Annotated in this window: 19 protein-coding genes; 9 read left to right on the top strand and 10 right to left on the bottom strand. The window is 72.2% G+C overall.

The window, feature by feature from the left end:
* Positions 1-6 precede the first annotated feature (6 nt).
* Entirely contained in the window at positions 7-1254 is a 1248-nt protein-coding gene (locus tag RI138_RS25480; RefSeq protein WP_096626436.1) for an ABC transporter substrate-binding protein, read from the bottom strand.
* Between the two features lie 63 nt (positions 1255-1317).
* On the bottom strand, positions 1318-2832 hold the full coding sequence (locus RI138_RS25475) for a gamma-aminobutyraldehyde dehydrogenase (RefSeq protein ID WP_311121762.1): 1515 nt from the start codon (positions 2830-2832) through the stop codon (positions 1318-1320).
* Between the two features lie 207 nt (positions 2833-3039).
* Here RI138_RS25475 and RI138_RS25470 point away from each other — a divergent pair, with 207 nt between their 5' ends.
* Positions 3040-3597 carry an NADAR family protein gene (locus RI138_RS25470; RefSeq protein WP_311121761.1) on the top strand — a complete coding sequence of 186 codons (558 nt, stop codon included), beginning with the start codon at positions 3040-3042 and terminating at the stop codon, positions 3595-3597.
* Between the two features lie 243 nt (positions 3598-3840).
* Here the strand turns inward: RI138_RS25470 and RI138_RS25465 are convergent, their stop codons facing one another.
* Positions 3841-4557 (bottom strand): DUF4190 domain-containing protein, encoded by a 717-nt coding sequence (locus RI138_RS25465; RefSeq protein WP_311121760.1) that lies wholly within the window; start codon positions 4555-4557, stop codon positions 3841-3843.
* A gap of 121 nt (positions 4558-4678) precedes the next feature.
* Between RI138_RS25465 and RI138_RS25460 the strand changes: the two genes are divergently transcribed.
* Positions 4679-5713 (top strand): adenosine deaminase, encoded by a 1035-nt coding sequence (locus tag RI138_RS25460; RefSeq protein WP_311121759.1) that lies wholly within the window; start codon positions 4679-4681, stop codon positions 5711-5713.
* Between the two features lie 22 nt (positions 5714-5735).
* A complete protein-coding gene (locus RI138_RS25455; RefSeq protein WP_311121758.1) occupies positions 5736-6449 on the top strand; it encodes a glycerophosphodiester phosphodiesterase in 714 nt (237 codons plus the stop codon).
* 249 nt (positions 6450-6698) lie between these two features.
* On the opposite strand, the gene RI138_RS25450 is transcribed toward RI138_RS25455, so the two are convergent.
* From RI138_RS25450 to RI138_RS25440, 3 genes are all read right to left on the bottom strand, one after another.
* Entirely contained in the window at positions 6699-7232 is a 534-nt protein-coding gene (locus tag RI138_RS25450; protein ID WP_311121757.1) for a hypothetical protein, read from the bottom strand.
* A gap of 54 nt (positions 7233-7286) precedes the next feature.
* A complete protein-coding gene (locus RI138_RS25445; RefSeq protein ID WP_311121756.1) occupies positions 7287-8450 on the bottom strand; it encodes an ABC transporter substrate-binding protein in 1164 nt (387 codons plus the stop codon).
* Between the two features lie 183 nt (positions 8451-8633).
* Positions 8634-10073, bottom strand: coding sequence for a gamma-aminobutyraldehyde dehydrogenase (locus RI138_RS25440; protein ID WP_311121755.1), 1440 nt, complete (start codon positions 10071-10073; stop codon positions 8634-8636).
* 162 nt (positions 10074-10235) lie between these two features.
* On the opposite strand from RI138_RS25440, the gene RI138_RS25435 reads away from it, so the two are divergent.
* From RI138_RS25435 to RI138_RS25420, 4 genes are all read left to right on the top strand, one after another.
* Entirely contained in the window at positions 10236-10742 is a 507-nt protein-coding gene (locus RI138_RS25435) for an Lrp/AsnC family transcriptional regulator (RefSeq protein WP_311121754.1), read from the top strand.
* Positions 10727-12106 carry an aspartate aminotransferase family protein gene (locus RI138_RS25430; RefSeq protein ID WP_096626417.1) on the top strand — a complete coding sequence of 460 codons (1380 nt, stop codon included), beginning with the start codon at positions 10727-10729 and terminating at the stop codon, positions 12104-12106. Before RI138_RS25435 ends, RI138_RS25430 begins: the two co-directional genes overlap by 16 nt.
* 216 nt (positions 12107-12322) lie before the next feature.
* A complete protein-coding gene (locus tag RI138_RS25425; RefSeq protein ID WP_311121753.1) occupies positions 12323-13060 on the top strand; it encodes an ABC transporter ATP-binding protein in 738 nt (245 codons plus the stop codon).
* Positions 13042-14202 carry a hypothetical protein gene (locus RI138_RS25420; protein ID WP_311121752.1) on the top strand — a complete coding sequence of 387 codons (1161 nt, stop codon included), beginning with the start codon at positions 13042-13044 and terminating at the stop codon, positions 14200-14202. Before RI138_RS25425 ends, RI138_RS25420 begins: the two co-directional genes overlap by 19 nt.
* Positions 14203-14223: 21 nt before the next feature.
* Here the strand turns inward: RI138_RS25420 and RI138_RS25415 are convergent, their stop codons facing one another.
* The 3 genes from RI138_RS25415 to RI138_RS25405 all read right to left on the bottom strand — a co-directional run bounded on the left by RI138_RS25415 (position 14224) and on the right by RI138_RS25405 (position 17161).
* Positions 14224-14679 (bottom strand): SRPBCC family protein, encoded by a 456-nt coding sequence (locus tag RI138_RS25415; protein WP_311121751.1) that lies wholly within the window; start codon positions 14677-14679, stop codon positions 14224-14226.
* Between the two features lie 125 nt (positions 14680-14804).
* Positions 14805-15965 (bottom strand): glycosyltransferase family 4 protein, encoded by a 1161-nt coding sequence (locus RI138_RS25410; protein WP_311121750.1) that lies wholly within the window; start codon positions 15963-15965, stop codon positions 14805-14807.
* Complete coding sequence (locus RI138_RS25405; RefSeq protein WP_311121749.1) at positions 15962-17161, bottom strand: hypothetical protein; 1200 nt, start codon at positions 17159-17161, stop codon at positions 15962-15964. The genes RI138_RS25410 and RI138_RS25405 overlap by 4 nt, the downstream gene beginning before the upstream one ends.
* Before the next feature lie 142 nt (positions 17162-17303).
* Here RI138_RS25405 and RI138_RS25400 point away from each other — a divergent pair, with 142 nt between their 5' ends.
* Together RI138_RS25400 and RI138_RS25395 are read left to right on the top strand one after the other, a co-directional pair.
* Positions 17304-18575 (top strand): sensor histidine kinase, encoded by a 1272-nt coding sequence (locus tag RI138_RS25400; protein WP_311121748.1) that lies wholly within the window; start codon positions 17304-17306, stop codon positions 18573-18575.
* On the top strand, positions 18569-19237 hold the full coding sequence (locus RI138_RS25395) for a response regulator transcription factor (RefSeq protein WP_311121747.1): 669 nt from the start codon (positions 18569-18571) through the stop codon (positions 19235-19237). Before RI138_RS25400 ends, RI138_RS25395 begins: the two co-directional genes overlap by 7 nt.
* Positions 19238-19247: 10 nt before the next feature.
* Here RI138_RS25395 and RI138_RS25390 read toward each other — a convergent pair whose 3' ends face one another.
* Positions 19248-20288, bottom strand: a complete 1041-nt coding sequence (locus RI138_RS25390; protein WP_311121746.1) for an ABC transporter ATP-binding protein — start codon at positions 20286-20288, stop codon at positions 19248-19250.
* Between the last annotated feature and the right edge of the window lie 4 nt (positions 20289-20292).

Here is a 20292-nt window from a genome sequence, read left to right as displayed (position 1 = left end):
GCCTGGTCAGACGCCGATGAGTTTGGCGAACTTCTCTTCGTACGCCGTCTCTTCCTCCGTGCTCAGGGAGCGGAAGGAGCGGGACTTCGCCGCCATCTCCTTGTCGGGGAGGATCAGGGTGTTGGAGGCCATCGACTCGTCGATCTTCGCCAGTTCCTCGCGTACGCCGTCGACCGGGCAGACGTAGTTGATGTACGCGGCGAGCTGGGCGGCGACCGGCGGCTCGTAGTAGTAGTCGATGAGCTTCTCGGCGTTGGTCTTGTGCCGGGCCTGGGCGGGGACCAGGAGGCTGTCGCTGGAGGTGATGTATCCGGCGGCCGGGATGGCGAACTTGATGTCCGGGTTGTCGGCCTGGAGCTGGATGATGTCCCCGGCCCAGCCGATGCAGGCGGCGATGTCGCCCTTGCTGAGGTCGGCGGTGTAGTCGTTGCCGGTGAAGCGGCGGATCTGCCGCTTGTCGACGGCCTTCTGGAGGCGGCCGATCGCGCCGTCGAAGTCGGCGTCGGTGAACTTCCCCGGGTCCTTGCCCTGGTCGAGGAGGGTCATGCCGATGGTGTCGCGCATCTCGGAGAGGAAGGAGACGCGGCCCTTGAGCTTCGGGTCGTCGAGCAGCTGGGTGACGGAGTCGACCTTGCGGCCGCCGGTCGCCTTCGCGTTGTACGCGATCACCGTCGGGATGCCGGTCCAGGGGTAGGAGTAGGCCCGGCCGGGGTCCCAGTCGGGGCTGCGGAACTGGGCGGAGACGTTGGCGAAGGCGTGCGGGAGGTTCGACGGGTCGAGCTTCTGGGCCCAGCCGAGCCGGATGATGCGGGCGGCGAGCCAGTCGGTGACGCAGATGAGGTCGCGCCCGGTGTCCTGCCCGGCCGCCAGCTGCGGCTTGATCTTCCCGAAGAACTCGACGTTGTCGTTGATGTCCTCGGTGTACTTGACCCTGATCCCGGTCCGCTCGGTGAACGCCGCGAGGGTGGGGCGGCTCTTCTCGTCCTCGCCGACGTCCATGTACTCGGTCCAGTTGGAGAAGTTCAGCACCTTCTCCTTCGCCGAATGGTCGTCGGCGGCCGCGGCGCCCTCGGCGCGTCCGGCGGGCGGGATGCCGCACGCGCCGAGGGTGGCTATGCCGCCCAGCGCGAGGGCGCCCATGCCGGAGGCGCGCAGCAGGGAACGGCGGGTGAGGGCGCCCCTGCCGTTGGTGAGGGAACGCCTCATGGCCGCCAGCTGGGCGGACGAGAGGCGCTCGGGCTCGTAACTCTCCATACGCGTTTGCCCTTTCGGGTGGAAGGCCGCCAGGGCCGCTCGGCCCTGCTGGTGCGGCAGCTGCTATCGGTCCCCGAAGATCGTGCGGTGCCAGTCCTTGCGGGCGACCGCGGTGTTGTCGTACATGACGTGCTTGACCTGCGTGTACTCCTCGAAGGAGTACGCCGACATGTCCTTGCCGAAGCCGCTGGCCTTGTATCCGCCGTGCGGCATCTCGGAGAGGATCGGGATGTGGTCGTTCACCCACACACAGCCCGCCTGGATCTCGCGGGTGGCGCGGTTCGCGCGGTACAGGTCGCGGGTCCAGGCGGAGGCGGCCAGTCCGTAGGGGGTGTCGTTGGCGAGCGCGATGCCCTCGTCGTCGGTGTCGAAGGGCAGGACGACCAGGACCGGGCCGAAGATCTCCGACTGGACGACCTCGCTGTCCTGGGCGGCGTCCGCGATGAGGGTCGGCCGGTAGTACGCGCCTTCGGCGAGGTCGCCGCCGGGAGCCTCGCCGCCGGTGACGACCCGGGCGTAGCCGCGGGCCCGCTCGACGAAGGCGGCGACGCGGTCGCGCTGGGCGTGGCTGATGAGGGGGCCGAGGTCCGTCGACGCGTCGAAGGGGTCGCCGAGCCGGACGGTCTCCATGAGGGCGGCGACGTCCCGGACGAAGGCGTCGTAGAGCGGGCGCTGGACGTAGGCGCGGGTGGCGGCCGTGCAGTCCTGGCCGGTGTTGATGAGCGAGCCGGCGACCGCGCCGTGGACGGCGGCCTCCAGGTCGGCGTCGTCGAAGACCACGAAGGGGGCCTTGCCGCCGAGCTCCAGATGGAGGCGCTTGACGGTGGCGGTGGCGATCTCCGCGACCCGCTTGCCGACGGCGGTGGAGCCGGTGAAGGAGGTCATCACGACGTCGGGGTGGCCGACGAGGTGCTCGCCCGCGTCCTTGCCCGTACCCGTGACGATGTTGATGACGCCGTCGGGGATGCCCGCCTCGGTGGCCGCCTGGGCGAACATCAGCGAGGTCAGCGGGGTGAGTTCGGCGGGCTTGAGGACGATGGTGTTGCCCGCGGCGACGGCCGGGAGGACCTTCCAGGCGGCCATCTGGAGGGGGTAGTTCCAGGGGGCGATGGAGCCGACGACCCCGATGGCCTCACGCCGTACGTACGAGGTGTGGTCGCCGTCGTACTCGGCCGCGGCCTTGCCCTCCAGGTGGCGGGCGGCCCCGGCGAAGAAGGCGGCGTTGTCGACGGTGCCGGGAACGTCGAACTCGGTGGAGAGTTTGACCGGCTTGCCGCACTGGAGGGACTCGGCGTACGCGAAGTCGTCGGCCTGCTCGGCGAGTACGGCGGCGAACCGGTGCATCGCCTCGGAGCGTTCGCCGGGGGTCGCGCCCGACCAGCCGGGGAAGGCGGCCCGGGCGGCGGCGACCGCCGCGTCCACGTCCTCGGTGCCCGCGAGCTCGTAGCGGAGCACGCTCTCGCCGGTCGCGGGGTTCACCACCTCGTGGTGGCGGCCGGACGTGCCGGGGAGCAGCTTGCCGCCGATGTACTGCGCACCTTCCGCGAAGCGGTCCTGAACTTCGAAGCCCTTGCTCATGACGCTCTCCTCCGCCGCTGTGCCCGCTGGGCGGGGTCGGCGTAGCTTCTTCGTGAATTGAGTGCCGATCCTGACAGAGGGGCCCAAGCCCAACAAGTGATTCCGTTGTTGCCTTTTGGTTACGCGACGGAATCTGTCGACCATGTGTCGTGTCGGTACGGAAATCCCCGTACGGAGTGTCAGTGGCGGATGCCACACTCACATGCCATGGGACCGATCGATGAGCTTCTGGCGGACGTGGCGCGGGGCAAGCGGGTGAAGTATCTGCCGTTCTGGGGCCACCGGCCGCGCCCGGACGGGCGGCTGGGGGCCAGTTGCCTCAGTCAGTGGTGGCCGTCGCCGTTCACCGTGGACGGGGTGACGTACGCGAGCGCCGAGCACTGGATGATGGCCGGGAAGGCGCGGATCTTCGGCGACGCCGAGGCGGAGCGGGCGGCGGTGTCCGCGAAGAGCCCGGCGGCGGCCAAGAAGGCGGGGCGGCTGGTGCGCGGCTTCGACGAGGACGTGTGGATACGGGAGCGGTTCGCCCTGGTGGTGGCGGGCAGCACCCACAAGTTCGGGCAGGACCCGGAGCTGGGCGGCTATCTCCTCGGCACGGGCGACCGGGTGCTGGTGGAGGCGTCCCCGCTGGACCGGATCTGGGGCGTCGGGCTGGCCGCGGACGACGAGCGGGTGGAGCGGCCGCAGCAGTGGCGGGGGCTGAATCTGCTGGGCTTCGCACTGATGGAGGCGCGGGCGGCGCTGCGCGCGGGGGTTGTGGGCTGACGGCGAAGGGGTCGGGGCGATGCCCGGGGGTTCGGGCCGGCGCCCGAGGGCCCCGGCGCGACGCCCGCGGGTCCCGAGCCGGCGCCCGAGAACTAACGGGACAACCGTCAGAGTTCCAGGCCGACGGCCGAGAGCTACGGGCCGGCGCCCGGAGGTCCTGGGCCGACGCCCGGGAGCGCGAGGCCGCCCGGGGCGCGGGAAGAGGATCTTCCGCGCCCCGGGCTGCGGTTACCGCGCAGGGCCTCAGCTGCGGCCCTCGACGACCAGCGACGTGGCGAACGGGTCGTCGTAGGTGTCCTCGTCGGAGCCGTCGTCGGACTCGGCGTTCACACCGGCCCAGATGATGACCCCGAGGATCACGGAGCCCAGGACCATGCCGATGGAGCCGAGGATGATCCCCGCGATCGCCATACCCCGGTTGGTGGCCTCGCCGCGCTTGGCCCGGCCGAGGCCGATGATGCCGAAGATCAGGGCGAGGATGCCGAGGATGATGTTGATGCCGTAGAGGCAGAAGCCGACCACCGAGACGATGCCGAGCACCATGGCGGCCGTACCGAGCCCGTTCGAGGGCGCGGGTGCCCAGCCGGCCGGACCGGCGCCGTAGGCCCCGTGGCCCGGATAGCCGCCGTAGGGCTGCGCGGGCGGCGCCGGGTAGCCGTAGTGCCCGGCCGTGGGCGGCGTCGCATGGCCTGGACCGGGACCGGGGCCGGGGCCGTTCGGCCCGATCGGCGGTGGCGGTACGGAGGGCGCCGGGCCGAAGCCGCCGGGCGTCGGTATCGGCCCGGTGCTCTCCCCGGCGGCCGGTCCGGCGCTCGGCATCGACGTCACCGTCTGCTGGTCGTGGACCGCGGGCGGCGGAGTGTTCGGGCCCTGCTTGTTCAGCTCCACCCTGCTGTCCGGCGGCGCCCACGGATCGCGCGGTGCGGCCCCGCCCGCGGGCTGCTCTGTGTTGTCTGACATGGGCCTCCCCCATCGTGGTCCCTGCATGCTACGGCCCGGCTCTCCGGTCCCGGACCCCGCCTACGATGATCGGTGCAGCCGGTGCGCCCGGCCGACGTCACGACGAACCGGGAGATTTCCGATGACCGATCCGCACCCCTTCATCGCCGGGCTGCCCAAGGCCGAACTGCACGTCCACCACGTCGGTTCGGCCTCGCCCCGCATCGTCGCCGAGCTGGCCTCCCACCACCCGGACTCCAAGGTCCCCACGGACCCGGAGGCGCTGGCCGACTACTTCACCTTCACCGACTTCGCGCACTTCATCGAGGTGTACCTCTCGGTGGTCGACCTGATCCGCACCCCCGAGGACGTCCGGTTGCTCACCTTCGAGGTGGCACGGGACATGGCCCGGCAGAACATCCGGTACGCGGAGCTGACCGTGACCCCCTTCAGCTCGACCCGCCGGGGCATCCCCGAGGTCGGCTTCATGGAGGCCCTGGAGGACGCCCGCAAGGCGGCCGAGGCCGAGCTGGGCGTCGTGCTCCGCTGGTGCTTCGACATCCCGGGCGAGGCCGGGCTCCAGGCGGCCGAGGAGACCACGCGGCTCGCGGTGGAGCGGCGGCCGGACGGGCTCGTCTCCTTCGGGCTCGGCGGCCCGGAGATCGGGGTGGACCGCCCCCAGTTCAAGCCCTACTTCGACCGGGCCATCGCCGAGGGCCTGCACTCGGTCCCGCACGCCGGGGAGACCACCGGGCCGGGGACTGTCTGGGACGCGTTGACCGCGCTGCGCGCCGAGCGCATCGGGCACGGCACCAGCTCCGTACAGGACCCCGAGCTGCTGGAGCACCTCGCCGAGCACCGCATCGCGCTGGAGGTCTGCCCGACGTCGAACATCGCCACCCGCGCGGTCACCGACATCGAACTCCACCCCATCCGGGAGATGGTGCAGGCGGGCGTCCTGGTCACCGTCAACAGCGACGACCCGCCGATGTTCGGCACCGACCTCAACAACGAGTACGCGGTGGCCGCCCGGCTGCTGGAGCTCGACGAGCGCGGGATCGCGGACCTCGCGAAGAACGCCGTGGAGGCCTCGTTCCTCGACCCGGCGGGCAAGCGGAAGCTGGCCGAGGAGATCGACACGTACACGGCGAACTGGCTCCGGGCCCCCGGCCGCTGACCCCGGTCGTCACAATGGACCCATGGCCGACACCGTCTCCCGCGTCACCGCCGTCGCGCACCGCGGCGACCCGTACCGCGCCCGCGAGAACACCCTGCCCTCGATCCGCTCCGCCCTCGACCGGGGGGCGGACGCGGTCGAGATCGATGTGCGGGTCACCCGTGACGGCGTGCCCGTCCTGCTGCACGACGCGACGCTGGAGCGGCTGTGGGGCCATGACCTGCGCCTGGACCGGCTGGACCACACGGAGTTGAAGGAGCTGACCGGCGGCGGGGTGCCCACGCTCCGCGAGGCGCTGCTCGCCGTCGGGGCGCACCGGGTGATGGTGGACCTGCCCGGCTCCACGGACGCCTCGGTGAAGAAGGTCGTCGGAACGGTCCGGGAGTGCGGGGCGGGCGAGCGGGCCTACTACTGCGCGAGCGCGGACGCGATGCTGCGAGTGCGGGCCGCCGACCCCTCCGCCGAGATCGCCCTGACCTGGACGACGTTGGCCCCGCCGCGCCCGGAGCTGCTGGCCGCGGTGAAGCCGCGCTGGCTGAACTACCGGTTCGGCCTGGTGAGCCGGGAGCTGACGGACCGGGCGCACCGGGACGGGCTGCTGGTCTCCGCCTGGACGGCCGACACGAAGCGCACCATGCGCCGGCTGATCGAGCGGGGCGTCGACTCGATCACCACCAACCGGATCGACGCCCTGCACGGCCTGCTGGCCGTCTCGCCCGGGCGCGGCGGCTCTTGAACCGGTCCGGCGTGGCGGAGGGCCCCGTACCGCCCGCCGCCGGGCCCCTGTACCGAGGAGCGGACGTGATGGACCGCCGCCCGCGGGAAGCCCCCGCCCGGATGCGTTCCGGCATCGGGCACGACGCGCGGTTCCTCGGGCGTGGACCGGTTCCCGGCCCCCGGCACCGGGCTGCCTCCTGCTCCCGCCGGCGTACGAACCCGCGGGGGCCGGAGGTCGCCCGGTTCGGGGTGGCCCGGAAGCCCTGACTCAGGCGGCCGCCGGAAGGGGTTCGGGGGCCGCCTGCTCCAGCCCTTCGAGGCGCTTGATCATGCGGCGGACGATCAGCAGCGGGATGACGCCGAAGACCCCGAAGGACATGTCGATCACGCTCCACCAGAACGGGATGCCGCGGATCGGGCCGCAGATCAGGGCGAGCGGGATGATCCCGGCGCAGGCGATCATGCCGAACTCGATGACCCAGATGTTGCGGACCGGGTCGCGGTAGGGGCCGTAGAAGGCGACCGCGATGACCAGGTGGGCGAAGGCCAGCCAGTCGGTGCCGTACAGCATGAAGGGCTGGTCGCGGTCGACGGTGTCGAGCCCTTCGCGGACCCGGGTGATCCACTCCATCAGGCCGGGAAGGTGCTCGGGGACCGGGGAGGCCGAGGCGCTCAGCAGGTCCTCGGCCCAGCGGAGTTCGGTGACGAGCGGGAAGGCCGTGAGCCCGCTCAGCACCAGGCACACCATGAAGAACACCAACCACCTGCGTATACGCCGCGTGAGGGCGTGTCGCTCGCTCATATCCGCAGCGTACGCCCGCATTTACCGCCTCTTTACGGCACCCCTGCTAGGGCTTCACAAGCCGACGATGGTGTTCCACTTCCTGGCGAAGTCCATCCGTTCCTCGGAGGTGATGTCGCGCGCGATGGCGAGCCGCTTCCGCATCGCGTCGTCGGGGAAGATCAGCGGGTCCTCGGCGAGTGCGGCGGTCTCCTCGTCCTTGGCCGAGGCCAGGACGTCGCGGGCGGCGGGGACGGGGCAGACGTAGTTGACCCAGGTGGCCAGTTCGGCGGCGACCTCGGGGTCGTAGTAGTGGTCCACCAGCCGCTCCGCGTTGCGCTTGTGGCGGGCGAGGTTGGGGATCATCAGGGACTCCGCCCACAGTTCGGCGCCTTCCTCGGGGACGACGAACTCGATGTCCGGGTTGTCGGCCTGGAGCTGGATGACGTCGCCGGAGTACGCCTGGCAGGCGAGCACGTCGCCGGTGGCGAGGTCCTTGATGTAGTCGTTACCGGTGAAGCGGCGGATGTGCTGGGAGCGGACCCGCTTCCGCGTCTGCTCGCAGATCTCGTGGAAGTCGTCGGCGGTCCACCGGGTGATGTCGACGCCGTTGCCCTGCATCAGCAGCGCGAACGACTCGTCGAGCCCGGAGAGCAGGGTGACCCGGCCGCGCAGGTCGTCCGCCCACAGGTCGCCGGTGGACCGGATCTCACGGCCGAGCTTCCTGCGGTTGTAGGCGATGCCGGTGATCCCGGACTGCCAGGGGACGCTGTGGCGGCGCCCCTCGTCGAAGGCGGGGGTCCGCAGCTGCGGGTCGAGGTACTTGGCGACGTTGGGCTGCCTCGCCCGGTCCATCTCCTGGACCCAGCCGAGCCGGACGAAGCGGGCGGCCATCCAGTCGCTGATGACGATGAGGTCCCGGCCGGTCTGCTGGCGGTTCATCAGCGCGGGGCTGATCTTCCCGAAGAACTCGTCGTTGTCGTTGATCTCCTCGGTGTACGCGACGGAGATCCCGGTCCGCTCCGTGAAGGCGTCCAGGGTGGGCCTCTTCGACTCGTCCTCGTCGTCGGTGTCGATGTAGAGCGGCCAGTTGGCGAAGTGCAGGGTGGGGTCGGTCTCCGAGCTGTCGTGCCCGGCCCGGTCGCCCGGCTCGACGAAGGCGGCGGGGACCCCGCAGCCGGCCAGGGCGGTCCCGGCCGCCGACGCCCCGAGGGCGCGCAGCAGGGAACGACGGGACATGGGGTTGTTCCTGATCGCTCGCACCCGCGCAGGATGCCGGTCGGGCGGCGGGGCGGGCAATGGACCAACCGTCCAGCGGGGCGGGCCTGTTCCGCACACCCTGTACAGGGCGGGGCGCCGCGCGCACGGGAACGGCCCCGGGCGGGGAGCCCGGGGCCGTCCTCGTACAGCCGGAGAGGTCGGTCAGCCCTCGATGGACGTCATCACGTGCTTGATGCGCGTGTAGTCCTCGAAGCCGTACGCGGAGAGGTCCTTGCCGTAGCCGGACTTCTTGAACCCGCCGTGCGGCATCTCGGCGACCAGCGGGATGTGGGTGTTGATCCACACGCAGCCGAAGTCGAGGTTCTTGGACAGCCGCATGGCGCGGGCGTGGTCCTTGGTCCACACGGAGGAGGCGAGCGCGTACTCGACGCCGTTGGCGTACTCGACGGCCTGCTTCTCGTCGGTGAAGGACTGGACGGTGATGACGGGGCCGAAGACCTCGTTCTGGATGATCTCGTCGTCCTGCTTGAGGCCGGAGACGACGGTCGGGGCGTAGAAGTAGCCCTTGTCGCCGACCCGGTGGCCGCCCGCCTCGACCTTGGCGTGGGCGGGGAGCCGCTCGATGAAGCCGCTGACCTGCTTCAGCTGGTTGGCGTTGTTGAGCGGGCCGTACGCCACGTCCTCGTCGTCCGGCTGCCCGGTCTTCGTGTCGGCGGCGGCCTTGGCGAGCGCCGTGACGAACTCGTCGTGGATGGACTCGTGGACCAGCACGCGGGTGGCGGCCGTACAGTCCTGGCCCGCGTTGAAGAAGCCCGCCTCGGAGATGCCCGCGACGGCGCCCGCGATGTCGGTGTCCTCGAAGACCACGACGGGCGCCTTGCCGCCGAGCTCCAGGTGGACCCGCTTGACGTCCTTGGCCGCGGACTCGGCGACCTGCATGCCCGCCCGTACGGAACCGGTGATGGAGGCCATCGCCGGGGTCGGGTGCTCGACCATGGCGCGGCCGGTGTCCCGGTCGCCGCACAGGACGTTGAAGACGCCCTTGGGGAGGATCTGCCCGATGATCTCGGCCATCAGGACCGTCGACGCCGGGGTGGTGTCAGACGGCTTGATGACGACCGTGTTGCCCGCGGCGAGGGCCGGGGCGAACTTCCACACGGCCATCATCATCGGGTAGTTCCACGGCGCGACCTGGGCGCAGACACCGACCGGCTCGCGGCGGATGATGGAGGTCAGGCCCTCCATGTACTCGCCGGCCGAGCGGCCCTCAAGGAGCCGGGCGGCACCCGCGAAGAAGCGGATCTGGTCCACCATCGGCGGGATCTCTTCGCTGCGTGTGAGGCCCAGCGGCTTGCCGGTGTTCTCCGACTCGGCGGCGATCAGGTCCTCGGCCCGCTCCTCGAAGGCGTCCGCGATCTTCAGCAGCGCCTTCTGACGCTCGGCGGGCGTCGTGTCGCGCCAGGCCGGGAACGCGGCCGCGGCGGCTTCCATGGCGGCATCGACATCGGCCTGGCCGGAGAGCGGCGAGGTCGCGTAGACCTCTTCCGTCACCGGGCTGACCACATCGATGGTCCGCCCGTCCGCGGCGTCCCGGAACTCTCCGTTGATGTAGTTGCGCAGACGGCGCACCTCGGTGGTCACAACCACCCCTCCTGTCGGCTGTCCGATGGGTGAGACGTCCACCCTAATCGCTTCGGCGACGCTTTCGACATACCCGCCCACCCCAAACTTCGGATTCAGTGAGATCTGAGCACCTGAACAACGAATTTCATCGATCTGGGGTTGCGAGACGGACGAGGAGCGGTGCACAGTGGGTCTGTGGCCAGTCGCAGCGCAGACTCCAGGAACGGGAACGGATCACCGCCAGCGGTCGATGCCGTCTCCCTCGCAATCATCGAGCAGCTCCAGGAGGACGGACGCCGTCCGTACGCCGCGATCGGCAAGGCCGTCGGCCTCTCCGAAGCGGCTGTGCGCCAGCGCGTCCAGAAGCTGCTCGACCAAGGCGTGATGCAGATCGTCGCCGTCACGGACCCGCTCACCGTGGGACTCCGGCGGCAGGCGATGGTCGGCATCAATATCGAGGGCGACCTCGACCCGGTGGCCGAGGCCCTGTCGGCCATGGCCGAATGCGAGTACGTGGTCATGACCGCGGGCTCCTTCGACCTGATGGTGGAGATCGTCTGCGAGGACGACGACCACCTGCTGGAGACGATCAACAAACGCATCCGGACCCTTCCCGGCGTGCGCTCCACCGAGAGCTTTGTTTACCTCAAGCTCAAGAAGCAGACCTATATGTGGGGAACCCGATAGCCGTGAGCAAGGACCTCAGCCGAACCGCGTACGACCACCTGTGGATGCACTTCACCCGCATGTCGGACTACGAGAACGCGCCCGTTCCCACCATCGTGCGTGGCGAGGGAACGTACATCTTCGACGACAAGGGCAAGCGCTACCTGGACGGTCTCTCCGGCCTGTTCGTGGTCAACGCCGGTCACGGTCGTCACGAGCTCGCCGAGACGGCGTACAAGCAGGGCCAGGAGCTGGGCTTCTTCCCGGTGTGGTCCTACGCCCACCCCAAGGCGGTCGAGCTGGCCGAGCGCCTCGCCGACTACGCCCCGGGCGACCTCAACAAGGTCTTCTTCACCACCGGTGGCGGCGAGGCCGTCGAGACGGCCTGGAAGCTGGCCAAGCAGTACTTCAAGCTCAAGGGCCAGCCGACCAAGTACAAGGTCATCTCGCGCGCCGTCGCCTACCACGGCACCCCGCAGGGCGCCCTGTCCATCACCGGTCTCCCGGCCCTGAAGGCCCCCTTCGAGCCGCTGGTCCCCGGCGCGCACAAGGTGCCGAACACCAACATCTACCGCGCCCCGCTCTTCGGCGACGACCCCGAGGCCTTCGGCCGCTGGGCCGCCGACCAGATCGAGCAGGAGATCCTCTTCGAGGGCCCGGAGACCGTCGCGGCCGTCTTCCTGGAGCCCGTGCAGAACGCCGGTGGCTGTTTCCCCCCGCCGCCCGGCTACTTCCAGCGGGTCCGCGAGATCTGCGACCGGTACGACGTGCTGCTCGTGTCCGACGAGGTCATCTGCGCCTTCGGCCGCCTCGGCACGATCTTCGCCTGCGACAAGTTCGGCTACGTACCGGACATGATCACCTGCGCGAAGGGCATGACCTCGGGCTACTCCCCGATCGGCGCCTGCATCGTCTCGGACAGGATCGCGGAGCCGTTCTACCAGGGCGGCAACACCTTCCTGCACGGCTACACCTTCGGCGGTCACCCGGTCTCCGCCGCGGTGGGCCTCGCCAACCTCGACATCTTCGAGCGCGAGAACCTCAACCAGCACGTCCTCGACAACGAGAACGCCTTCCTGACGACGCTCCAGAAGCTGCACGACCTGCCGATCGTCGGCGACGTCCGCGGCAACGGGTACTTCTACGGCATCGAGCTGGTGAAGGACAAGGCCACCAAGGAGACGTTCACCGACGAGGAGACCGAGCGCGTCCTGTACGGCTTCCTCTCCAAGGCGCTGTACGAGAACGGGCTGTACTGCCGGGCCGACGACCGCGGCGACCCGGTCGTCCAGCTCGCCCCGCCGCTGATCTCCGACCAGTCGACGTTCGACGAGATCGAGGGCATCCTGCGGGCCGTGCTGACGGAGGCCTGGACGAAGCTCTGACCCCTGCCATGACCCCTGGATGATCATCATCCAGGGGTCATTTCATACGGTTCATCGGCCCGGATACGCCCGTTCGAGTGAGAAGGGGCGTATCCGGGCCGCGTGCTGTGCGCCCACGCCGGTCCGACTATCTACGGTGCCGAGTGACCGATCGGCCGCGTCTTCGTTCCCCCGTACGGGGGAACAGGAAATCCGACCTGAACCGAGGTGTACGCCATGGTGGCCCCGCCGGACAACGACGTGATCTGGGCGCGTTCCCTGCACCACTCCCACAACGGCTCGCCCGGTCTGGGCGGTGTCTCCATCGGTGTCCGGGACGCCGAGATCCTGGCCGTGACCGGCCCGCGCGGCAGCGGGAAGACCACCCTGCTGCACTGCCTGTCGGGCCGGCTCGTGCCCGACCAGGGCGAGGTCTGGTTCAACAGCGTCCCCGTCCACACCATGACTCCACGGGTCCGCGAGCGGCTGCGGCGGGAACGCTTCGGCTGGATCGCCGCCGATCCGGAACTGGTCCCGGAGCTGACCGTCTGGGAGAACACCGCCCTGCCGCTGCTGCTGCGCGGAACCTCGCACCGCGGTGCGAGGAAGGCCGCCACCGAGTGGCTGGAGCGCCTCGACATCGCCGCCTTCGCCAGGGAGCGGCCGCACGCCCTGCTCCAGGCACAGCGCCAGCGGATCTCGGTGGCCCGTGCCCTGTGCGCCTCACCGACCGTGATCTTCGCCGACGAGCCGACCGCGACGCTGCACCGCGCCGACCGCACCCAGGTCCTGCGCACCCTGACCACCGCGGCCCGCTCGCACGGCATCACCGTCATCCTGGCCACCCATGACGCCGAGGTCGCCGCCCTCGCCGACCGGAACGTCCCGCTGCTGGACGGCCGCCGCGTGGCCACCGTCTCCCTGCCCGCGGAACCGGAAGCGGAGGGCCGCGCGGCGTGCTCGCTCTCCGTCTAGCCCGCGGTTCCCACCCCCTCGTCCTGGTCCGGCGGCTGCTGGTCGCCGCCGCGTCGGCGGGCGTCGGCTTCCTCCTCCTGGCCGCCCTCGGATACGCCTCGGCCCACCCCGCGTCCTCCGGTTCGGTGCTGCGGCTGCTGTGGTGCTTCGTCCCGCTGGCCGCGACCGTGCAGTTCGCCGTGGCGGTGGCCCGTACGGACCCGAGCACCCGGCCCCGGCCGGGCCTCTCCTCGGTGGGCCTCGGACCGGTGCGGCTCTCGGTGCTGGCAGCGGTCTCCACCGCCGTCTCCACCACGCTGGGCTCGATGGCGGCCCTGCTGTTCTTCCTGCATCTGCGCGGCGATCTGACCGGGATGCCGTTCGACGGCGGTGCTGCGGAGTTCCTCGGGGCGGGCACCCCGCTGCCGCCGGCCGCCGCGCTGATGCTGCTGGCCCTCGTACCGCTCGCCTCGGCGACGGCGAGCGCGCTGGCGCTGCGGTCCCGGCCCGACCCGGCGCGGGACACCTTCGGTTCCGAGGAACTGCCCGCTCCCGCGCCCGCCCCGACCGGGCTGCCCTGGGGCGTGGCGCTGACGGCCGCCGGGCTCGCGGTCGAGGCGTACGCGTCACGGGAGGCGGCGGGAAACCCGTTCCCGCTGCCCGGCCGTTTCGACGCCACCCCGGTGGCGGTGCTCATCGGGTGGACGCTCACCGCGATCGGCCTGGCCATGGCCGGACCGGGGCTGACCCATCTGTGCGGCAAGGCGCTCCAAGCGGTGCGCCCCGGTGCCGTGCGGCTGCTGGCGGGGCGGGTCCTGATGGACGAGGCGCGCCGGATCGGCCGCCCGCTCGGAGTCGTCTGCGCGGTGCTGGCCGCGGCGATCGCCGCGGCCGCGCTGTACGGGGGCGACGAACGCCCCTACGGCCCGCTCACGGCACTCGGCGCGGTGCTGGTCCTCGGCTGTACGACGGCGACGCTGCTGACGACCGCCCTGGAGGCCAAGCACGCCCGCGCGCACACCGCGCAGGCGCTGCTGAGGATGGGCGCCCCGGCCTCGACGCTGCGGTCGGCGACGGCCCTGCGGGCGGGGGCTCTGCTGGCGCTGTTCGCCCCGCTGACCTGGGTGATCGCCCAGCTGGCGGCGCTTCCGCTGGCGAAGTGAGCGCCCTTGGGGCCGACGGGCTCAGGGGTGGGTGGCGAGGCGGTCGGCGAGGGCGTCGAAGAAGGCCTCCCAGCCGTCCTCGGCTGCCGCGTACTGCTCGGGGGTGAGGTGGCCGCCGCGCTGCTGGAAGGCCAGCTCGGTCCGGCCGCCGCCGAGGTCGCTGAAGGTGACCGTCACGACCTCGCCCTCGGAGTCCTCGGGGGCTGAGCCGTCCTTCAGTGTGAAGACCAGTCCGTCGGGCTCGCTGACCTCGCGGTAGACCCCGCGGAACGGCATCTCGACGCCCGGCATCACGATGACCAGGCTCCACGAGCCACCGGGCCGCACGTCCATCGCCACCCGGTCCAGGGGGACCTCCGCCTCTCCCCCGTACCAGGCGGCGAAGTCCTCCGGTGACGTCCAGGCCGCGAAGACCCGCTGCTGCGGGGCGTGCAGGACGCGGGTGAGGTCGATGCCCTCGCGGGTGGCGCCGGTCATGGTCACGGTCCTTGTCGACGTCGGTGCCGTACGGCGTGCGGCGTACGGGGTCCGGACCTCCAGCTTGCCGGGCCGGGGGCGCGCTGTCGCGGCGTACGGCCGAGAGCGGACGACACTGCGGAGGGTCAGGGCCGCAGCAGCCCCGCGAGGGTGTCGTACGCGCTCTCCCACCCCCACGCCTCGCGCACCCAGGCCCGGCCCTTCTCCCCCATCTCCGTGGCCGCCGCCCGGTCGAGCAGCAGCGCGACGAGCCGGTCCGCGACGGCGGCCACGTCCCGCCCGTCGACCACATGACCGGTCTCCCCGTCCCGTACGGTGTCGGGCGCGCCGCCGGAGTCGCCGACGAGGACCGGCAGCCCGGCGGCGGCGGCCTCCAGGAAGACGATGCCGAGCCCCTCCACCTCCAGGCCGCGCCTGCGGGTGCGGCACGGCATGGCGAAGACGTCGGCGGCCGCGTAGTGCCCGGGCATGGCCGTGTGGGGCTGCCCGCCCGCCAGGACCACCGCGTCCGCGACCCCGGTGTCCGCCGCGAGCCGGCGCAGGGTGCGGGCGTACGGCCCGTCCCCGGTCAGCAGGAGTACGGCACCGGGCACCGCGCGCCGCACGGCGGGCAGGGCACGGATCAGGGTGTCCTGGCCCTTGCGCGGGACGAGCCGCGCCGCACACAGGATCACCGGCCGCGAGCCGAGCCCGTACCGTTGCCGGACCCCGCGGGCCGGAGCCCCCGGGGCCTCCCGCGCCCCGGGCCGTACCCGGAACGCCGCCGCGTCCACCCCGGGCGCCAGGCGCACCATGCGGCGGGCGGCGGCCGGGCCGAGCGCGGCGGCGATGGGCGCGCGGGTGGCCGCGCCGAGGTAGGTCACCGCGTCGGTCCGCTCGCCGATCCGCCCGAGCAGCGCCCGGGCACCGGGAGTGCGGGCCCACCACACCTCGTGCCCGTGCGTCGTGGCGACGGCCCGCCGCACCCCGGCCTCCCGCCGCAGCCGGTCCGCCATCAGCCCTAGCGGTGCGGCGGCCCCGAACCAGACACTGTCGCAGCCGTGGCGGCGGGCGAGGTCCGCGGCGCGGGCGGTGACGCGCGGGGTCGGCAGCAGCATCCGGGCGGGGTCGCGGATCACGGGGTACGGCAGACCGGCGTCGTGGGCGGCCGCCCCCGGTTCGGCGGAGGTGTACACGACGACGGAGTCCGCGGGGAACCGGCTGGTCATGGCGTGGACGAAGGTCTCGATACCGCCCTGGCGCGGCGGGAAGTCGTTGGTGACCACGAGGGTGCGGCGACGCGTCATCGGGAGGCCTGCTTCTGTACCCGTACGAGAAGGGGGTGGACGGGTGCGTGCCGGGCGGCCGCCCACGCCGCGAGGACCAGCGGGTGCACCAGGTAGCCGAACCGGGTCGCGGGCATGAACGCGATGGCCAGGAGCAGCCCGAGCGCGAGCCTCCCCGCCGCGGCTGTCGCCGTCTCCGGGGGCCGGACGAGCAGGGAGAGGGCCAGGAGGAGAGCGCTCGCCCCGAGCAGGAGCAGCGCCAGGGTCCTGCCGCCGGGGACATGGGCGGCGATCAGGTGGCCGGGGAGCGGGCTGGCGGCGGAGGAGACCGCGTCGGTCATCCCGAGCGGGAAGTCGACGACATGGGCGCGGAAGGCACCCGGGTCGCGCAGGGCGACGGGCAGGACCAGTGCGGCCGTGGTGAGGAGGGCGACGAGCCCGCAGCGCGGGGCGGTGCGGTTTCCCGGGCGGCCCTCGCCCCGGGAGGCCGCGGCCAGCAGTGCGAGGGCCACCGGAATCGCGGGCCAGGCCGTCCACTTGAGGGCGGCGGCCAGACCGAGCGCCAGTCCGGCCGCGTCCGCTCTCCCCCGCCCGGCCAACGCGAGCCCGAGGCACATCAGTCCGGCCACGGGCAGATCGACGCCCCCGACCGCGAGCGGCAGGGCCACCAGCGGGCAGGCGGCGATCCAGCGCAGCGGCTCGCGCCGGGAACCCGCCGGGAGGGCGAGCGCGAGCGCCCCCAGGAACGCCGTTCCCATCCACAGCCGGGGGTCGGTGAGCGGCCCTGGTCCGGCGACGGCCTCCGGCAGCCCGAAGACCGCCATGCCCGGGAGGTACGGGTTGAAGTCCGCGGGCACCAGGGGATGTCGGAGGTACGGCGTCCCGTCGGTGAGCAGCAGCCCGGCCGAGCGTGCCACCACCCGCACCTCCAACTGCGCCCGGTCCACGGCGAGCAATACCAGCAGGGGCAGCAGCACCGCCCCGGTGACGGCGACCGCACCGGCCGTACGGGGGCTCCGCCCGCGTACGGCGAGCAGCGCGGCGGCCGTGTAGCCGAGTGCGGCGGCGGTTCCCCAGACGCGGTGCGGGCCGAGCGAGGAGAAGACGGCGAGCGCCGAGGCAGTGGCCGCGCAGAACACCCACCAGGCGGTGCCGCCGGGCAGCGGTGGACGCTTTCGGTGCTGGTCAGAAGGGGTGAAGGACGCGATGGTGGCCATGGATCCGAGGCTAGGAACGGGCCGCTCACCGATCGTCACACCACCCTCCGGTCCTCCGGATCAACCCGTGGCATGACACGGCACACCGAACTCCACCCGTGCTCCGATGCGTCCGCCCCCGGCGGTGACGAAGAATCGCCGTATGACGCGCACCATCACGCCGGACCGCCCGGCCGCCGCCACCGCCGCCACGGCGACCGCTCCGCCGCCGGCCGACGGCGTACGGCAACGGCTGCGGCGCTGGGCGGCGGCACCCTCGTACGCCTGGCTGACCGGGGCGGCGCTGACGCTCTTCGCGGTCGTGGAGCTGGCCGTCGTGCCGGGTTCGGCGGTCACGGCGTTCGGGGTGCTGGCCTGCACGGCCTCGCTCGCGCTGCGGGCGGCGTGGCCCGCCGTGGGGTTCCTGACCGTGGGTGCGGCCCTGCTCAGCTTCGCCACCGACGGCAACATGGCGTACGCGACCATCGCCGGGGCCCTGATCGGCTGCTACACCCTGGGGCGGCACCGGGTGCAGCATCCGGCGGTCCTCGTGCTGGCCGGTTCGCTGACGGCGCTGACCGTCAACCTGGTGCACATCGACCGGTGGGCGCGGGACGGCTCCCCCGGGCTGCCCGCGCTCCAGGGCACCGACCGCTTCAGCCTCGGCCTCTACGCCGAGACACTGGTGCTGACGGTGATGATCCTCGGTGCGGTGAGCACGGGGGACGCGGTGCGGGCGCGCGAGGAGAGCCGGCACACGCGGGCCGCCGCCCAGTCCCGGCTGCTGGCGATGGAGCGGCGGCAGGCGGCCGAGGCGGAACGGGCTGCGATAGCAAGGGAGTTGCATGACATGATCGCGCACTCGGTCTCGGTGATCGCGGTGCGGGCCGAGAGCGCCACGTACACGACACCCGATCTCTCGCCCCCGGCACGGGACGCCTTCCAGGAGATCGCGGGCACGGCACGCTCCTCGATGGCGGAGCTGCGGCGGCTGCTCGGGGTGCTGCGGACGGGCGAGGGCGCCGAACCGGTCCCGCTCACCGCCCCGCAGCCGTCGCTGGCCGGTCTCGACGATCTGCTCGACCAGCACCGGGCGGCGGGCGGTACGGCCGAACTGCGCGTCACCGGCGAACGCGTCCCCCTGCCCGCGTCCTGGGAGCTGTCGGCGTACCGGATCGTCCAGGAGGCCCTGACCAACGCCCGGCGGCACGCCCCGGGCGCCCGCACGGTCGTGGAACTGAACTACCGGCCGGGCCTGTTGACGGTCCGAGCATCCGACGACGGGCCGGGGCCCGGCGCGTCCGGCGACACCCCCGACCGCGCGGGACACGGCCTGGTGGGGATGGCCGAACGGGCCACCCTGCTCGGTGGCAGACTCACCACCGGCCGAGGTGCGGCCGGTGGCTTTCTGGTGGAGGCGGAACTTCCGTGGTGATCCGGGTACTGGTGGCCGACGACCAGGCGGTCGTACGGACGGCGTTCTCCAGCCTGCTGGACACCCAGGACGACATCGAGGTGGTCGGGGAGGCGGAGGACGGCGAGCAGGCGATCCGCGCCGCCGCCGCACTGCGGCCCGACGTGGCGCTGCTGGACATCCGGATGCCCCGGCTCGGCGGCATCGACGCGGCCCGGGAGATCGTCGCCGCGTCCGGCGGGGCGACGAGGGCGCTGATGCTCACGACCTTCGGCCTGGACGAGTACGTGTACGACGCGCTCACCGCCGGGGCCAGCGGCTTCCTCCTGAAGGACGCGACCTTTCCCGAACTGCTCCACGCGGTCCGGGTGGTGGCCGACGGGCACGCCCTGCTGGCCCCCGAGATCACCGGGCGGCTCATCTCCGAGTTCACCCGGCAGCGGGCCGGCGCTCGCCCGCCGCGCTCCGTCGAGGGGCTGACCGCGCGCGAGGCCGAGGTACTCGTCCTGATCGCCCAGGGCCTGTCCAACGCGGACATCGCGGACCGGCTGACCATCACCGATCACACGGTGAAGACCCACATCAACCGGCTGTTCGCGAAGATGGGGCTGCGGGACCGGGCGCAGGCGGTGATCCTGGCGTACGAGCTGGGGCTGGTGGTGGCGGGGACCTGCGGCTCCTGACGGCCGCCCCTCACGCCCCTGACGGCTGCCCGGAATCCGCCAGCACCACCGTCTCCGCCGCGTCGAAGCGGACGCCCACGACCGCACCCTCGTCCGGGGTGTCGCGCAGGGCGCATTCGGCCTCCAGCACCGGCGCGTTCTCGGGCGTCAGGCGCACGGTCACATGGTTGCCGCGGAAGGTACGGACGCCGACCGTGCAGCGCAGGCCCTCATCGGGGGCGCCGATCAGGACCCCGGCGGGGCGGACCAGCAGATCGGCCTCGCCCTGCGGGGAACCCTCGGGCACCGGGACCTTGCCCCAGACGGTGGCGGCGGCCTGTCCGGTGACCGTGGCCGCGGTGACGTTGTCGAAGCCGAGGAAGCGGGCGACGAACGCGGAGGCGGGACGCTGCCAGACCTCCAGCGGGCTGCCCTCCTGGGCGATCCTGCCGTCCCGCATCACGACGACCCGGTCGGCGAGCGCGAACGCCTCGCCCTGGTCATGGGTGACGGCGAGCACCGTCGTACCCAGCTCCCTGAACAAGGTGCGCAGTTCGACGACGAGCCGTTCGCGCAGGCTGCGGTCGAGCTGGCCGAGCGGCTCGTCCAGCATCAGGAGCCTGGGGCGCGGGGCCAGCGCCCGGGCCAGGGCGACACGCTGCTGCTCGCCGCCGGAGAGCGCGGCGACCGCGCGGCGTTCGGCTCCCGGCAGGCCCACCATCTCCAGCAGCTCCCGGACCCGGCGCTCGGACTCGGCACGCCCGGTGCCGTGCATGCGCAGCCCGAAGGCGACGTTGGCGCCGACGTCCCGGTGCGGGAAGAGCTGGTGGTCCTGGAACATCAGGCCGAGGCCGCGCCGGTGCACCGGGACGCCCGCCTGGTCCTGCCCGGCCAGCAGCACCCGTCCGCCGTCCATGGGCTGAAGCCCGGCGACGGCGCGCAGCAGGGTGGACTTCCCGCTGCCGCTGGGCCCGAGGACGCAGACGATCCGGTGGTCGGCGACCTCCAGGTCGACGGCGTCGAGCGCGGCCCGCTTCCCGAACCGTACGGTGGCCGCCTGCAAGCTCAGCATGTCG

The sequence above is a fragment of the Streptomyces durocortorensis genome, assembly GCF_031760065.1.
Taxonomy (GTDB): Bacteria; Actinomycetota; Actinomycetes; order Streptomycetales; family Streptomycetaceae; genus Streptomyces.
The sequence above is the reverse complement of the archived record's forward strand: the minus strand, read 5'-3'. Positions and strand labels throughout refer to the sequence as shown.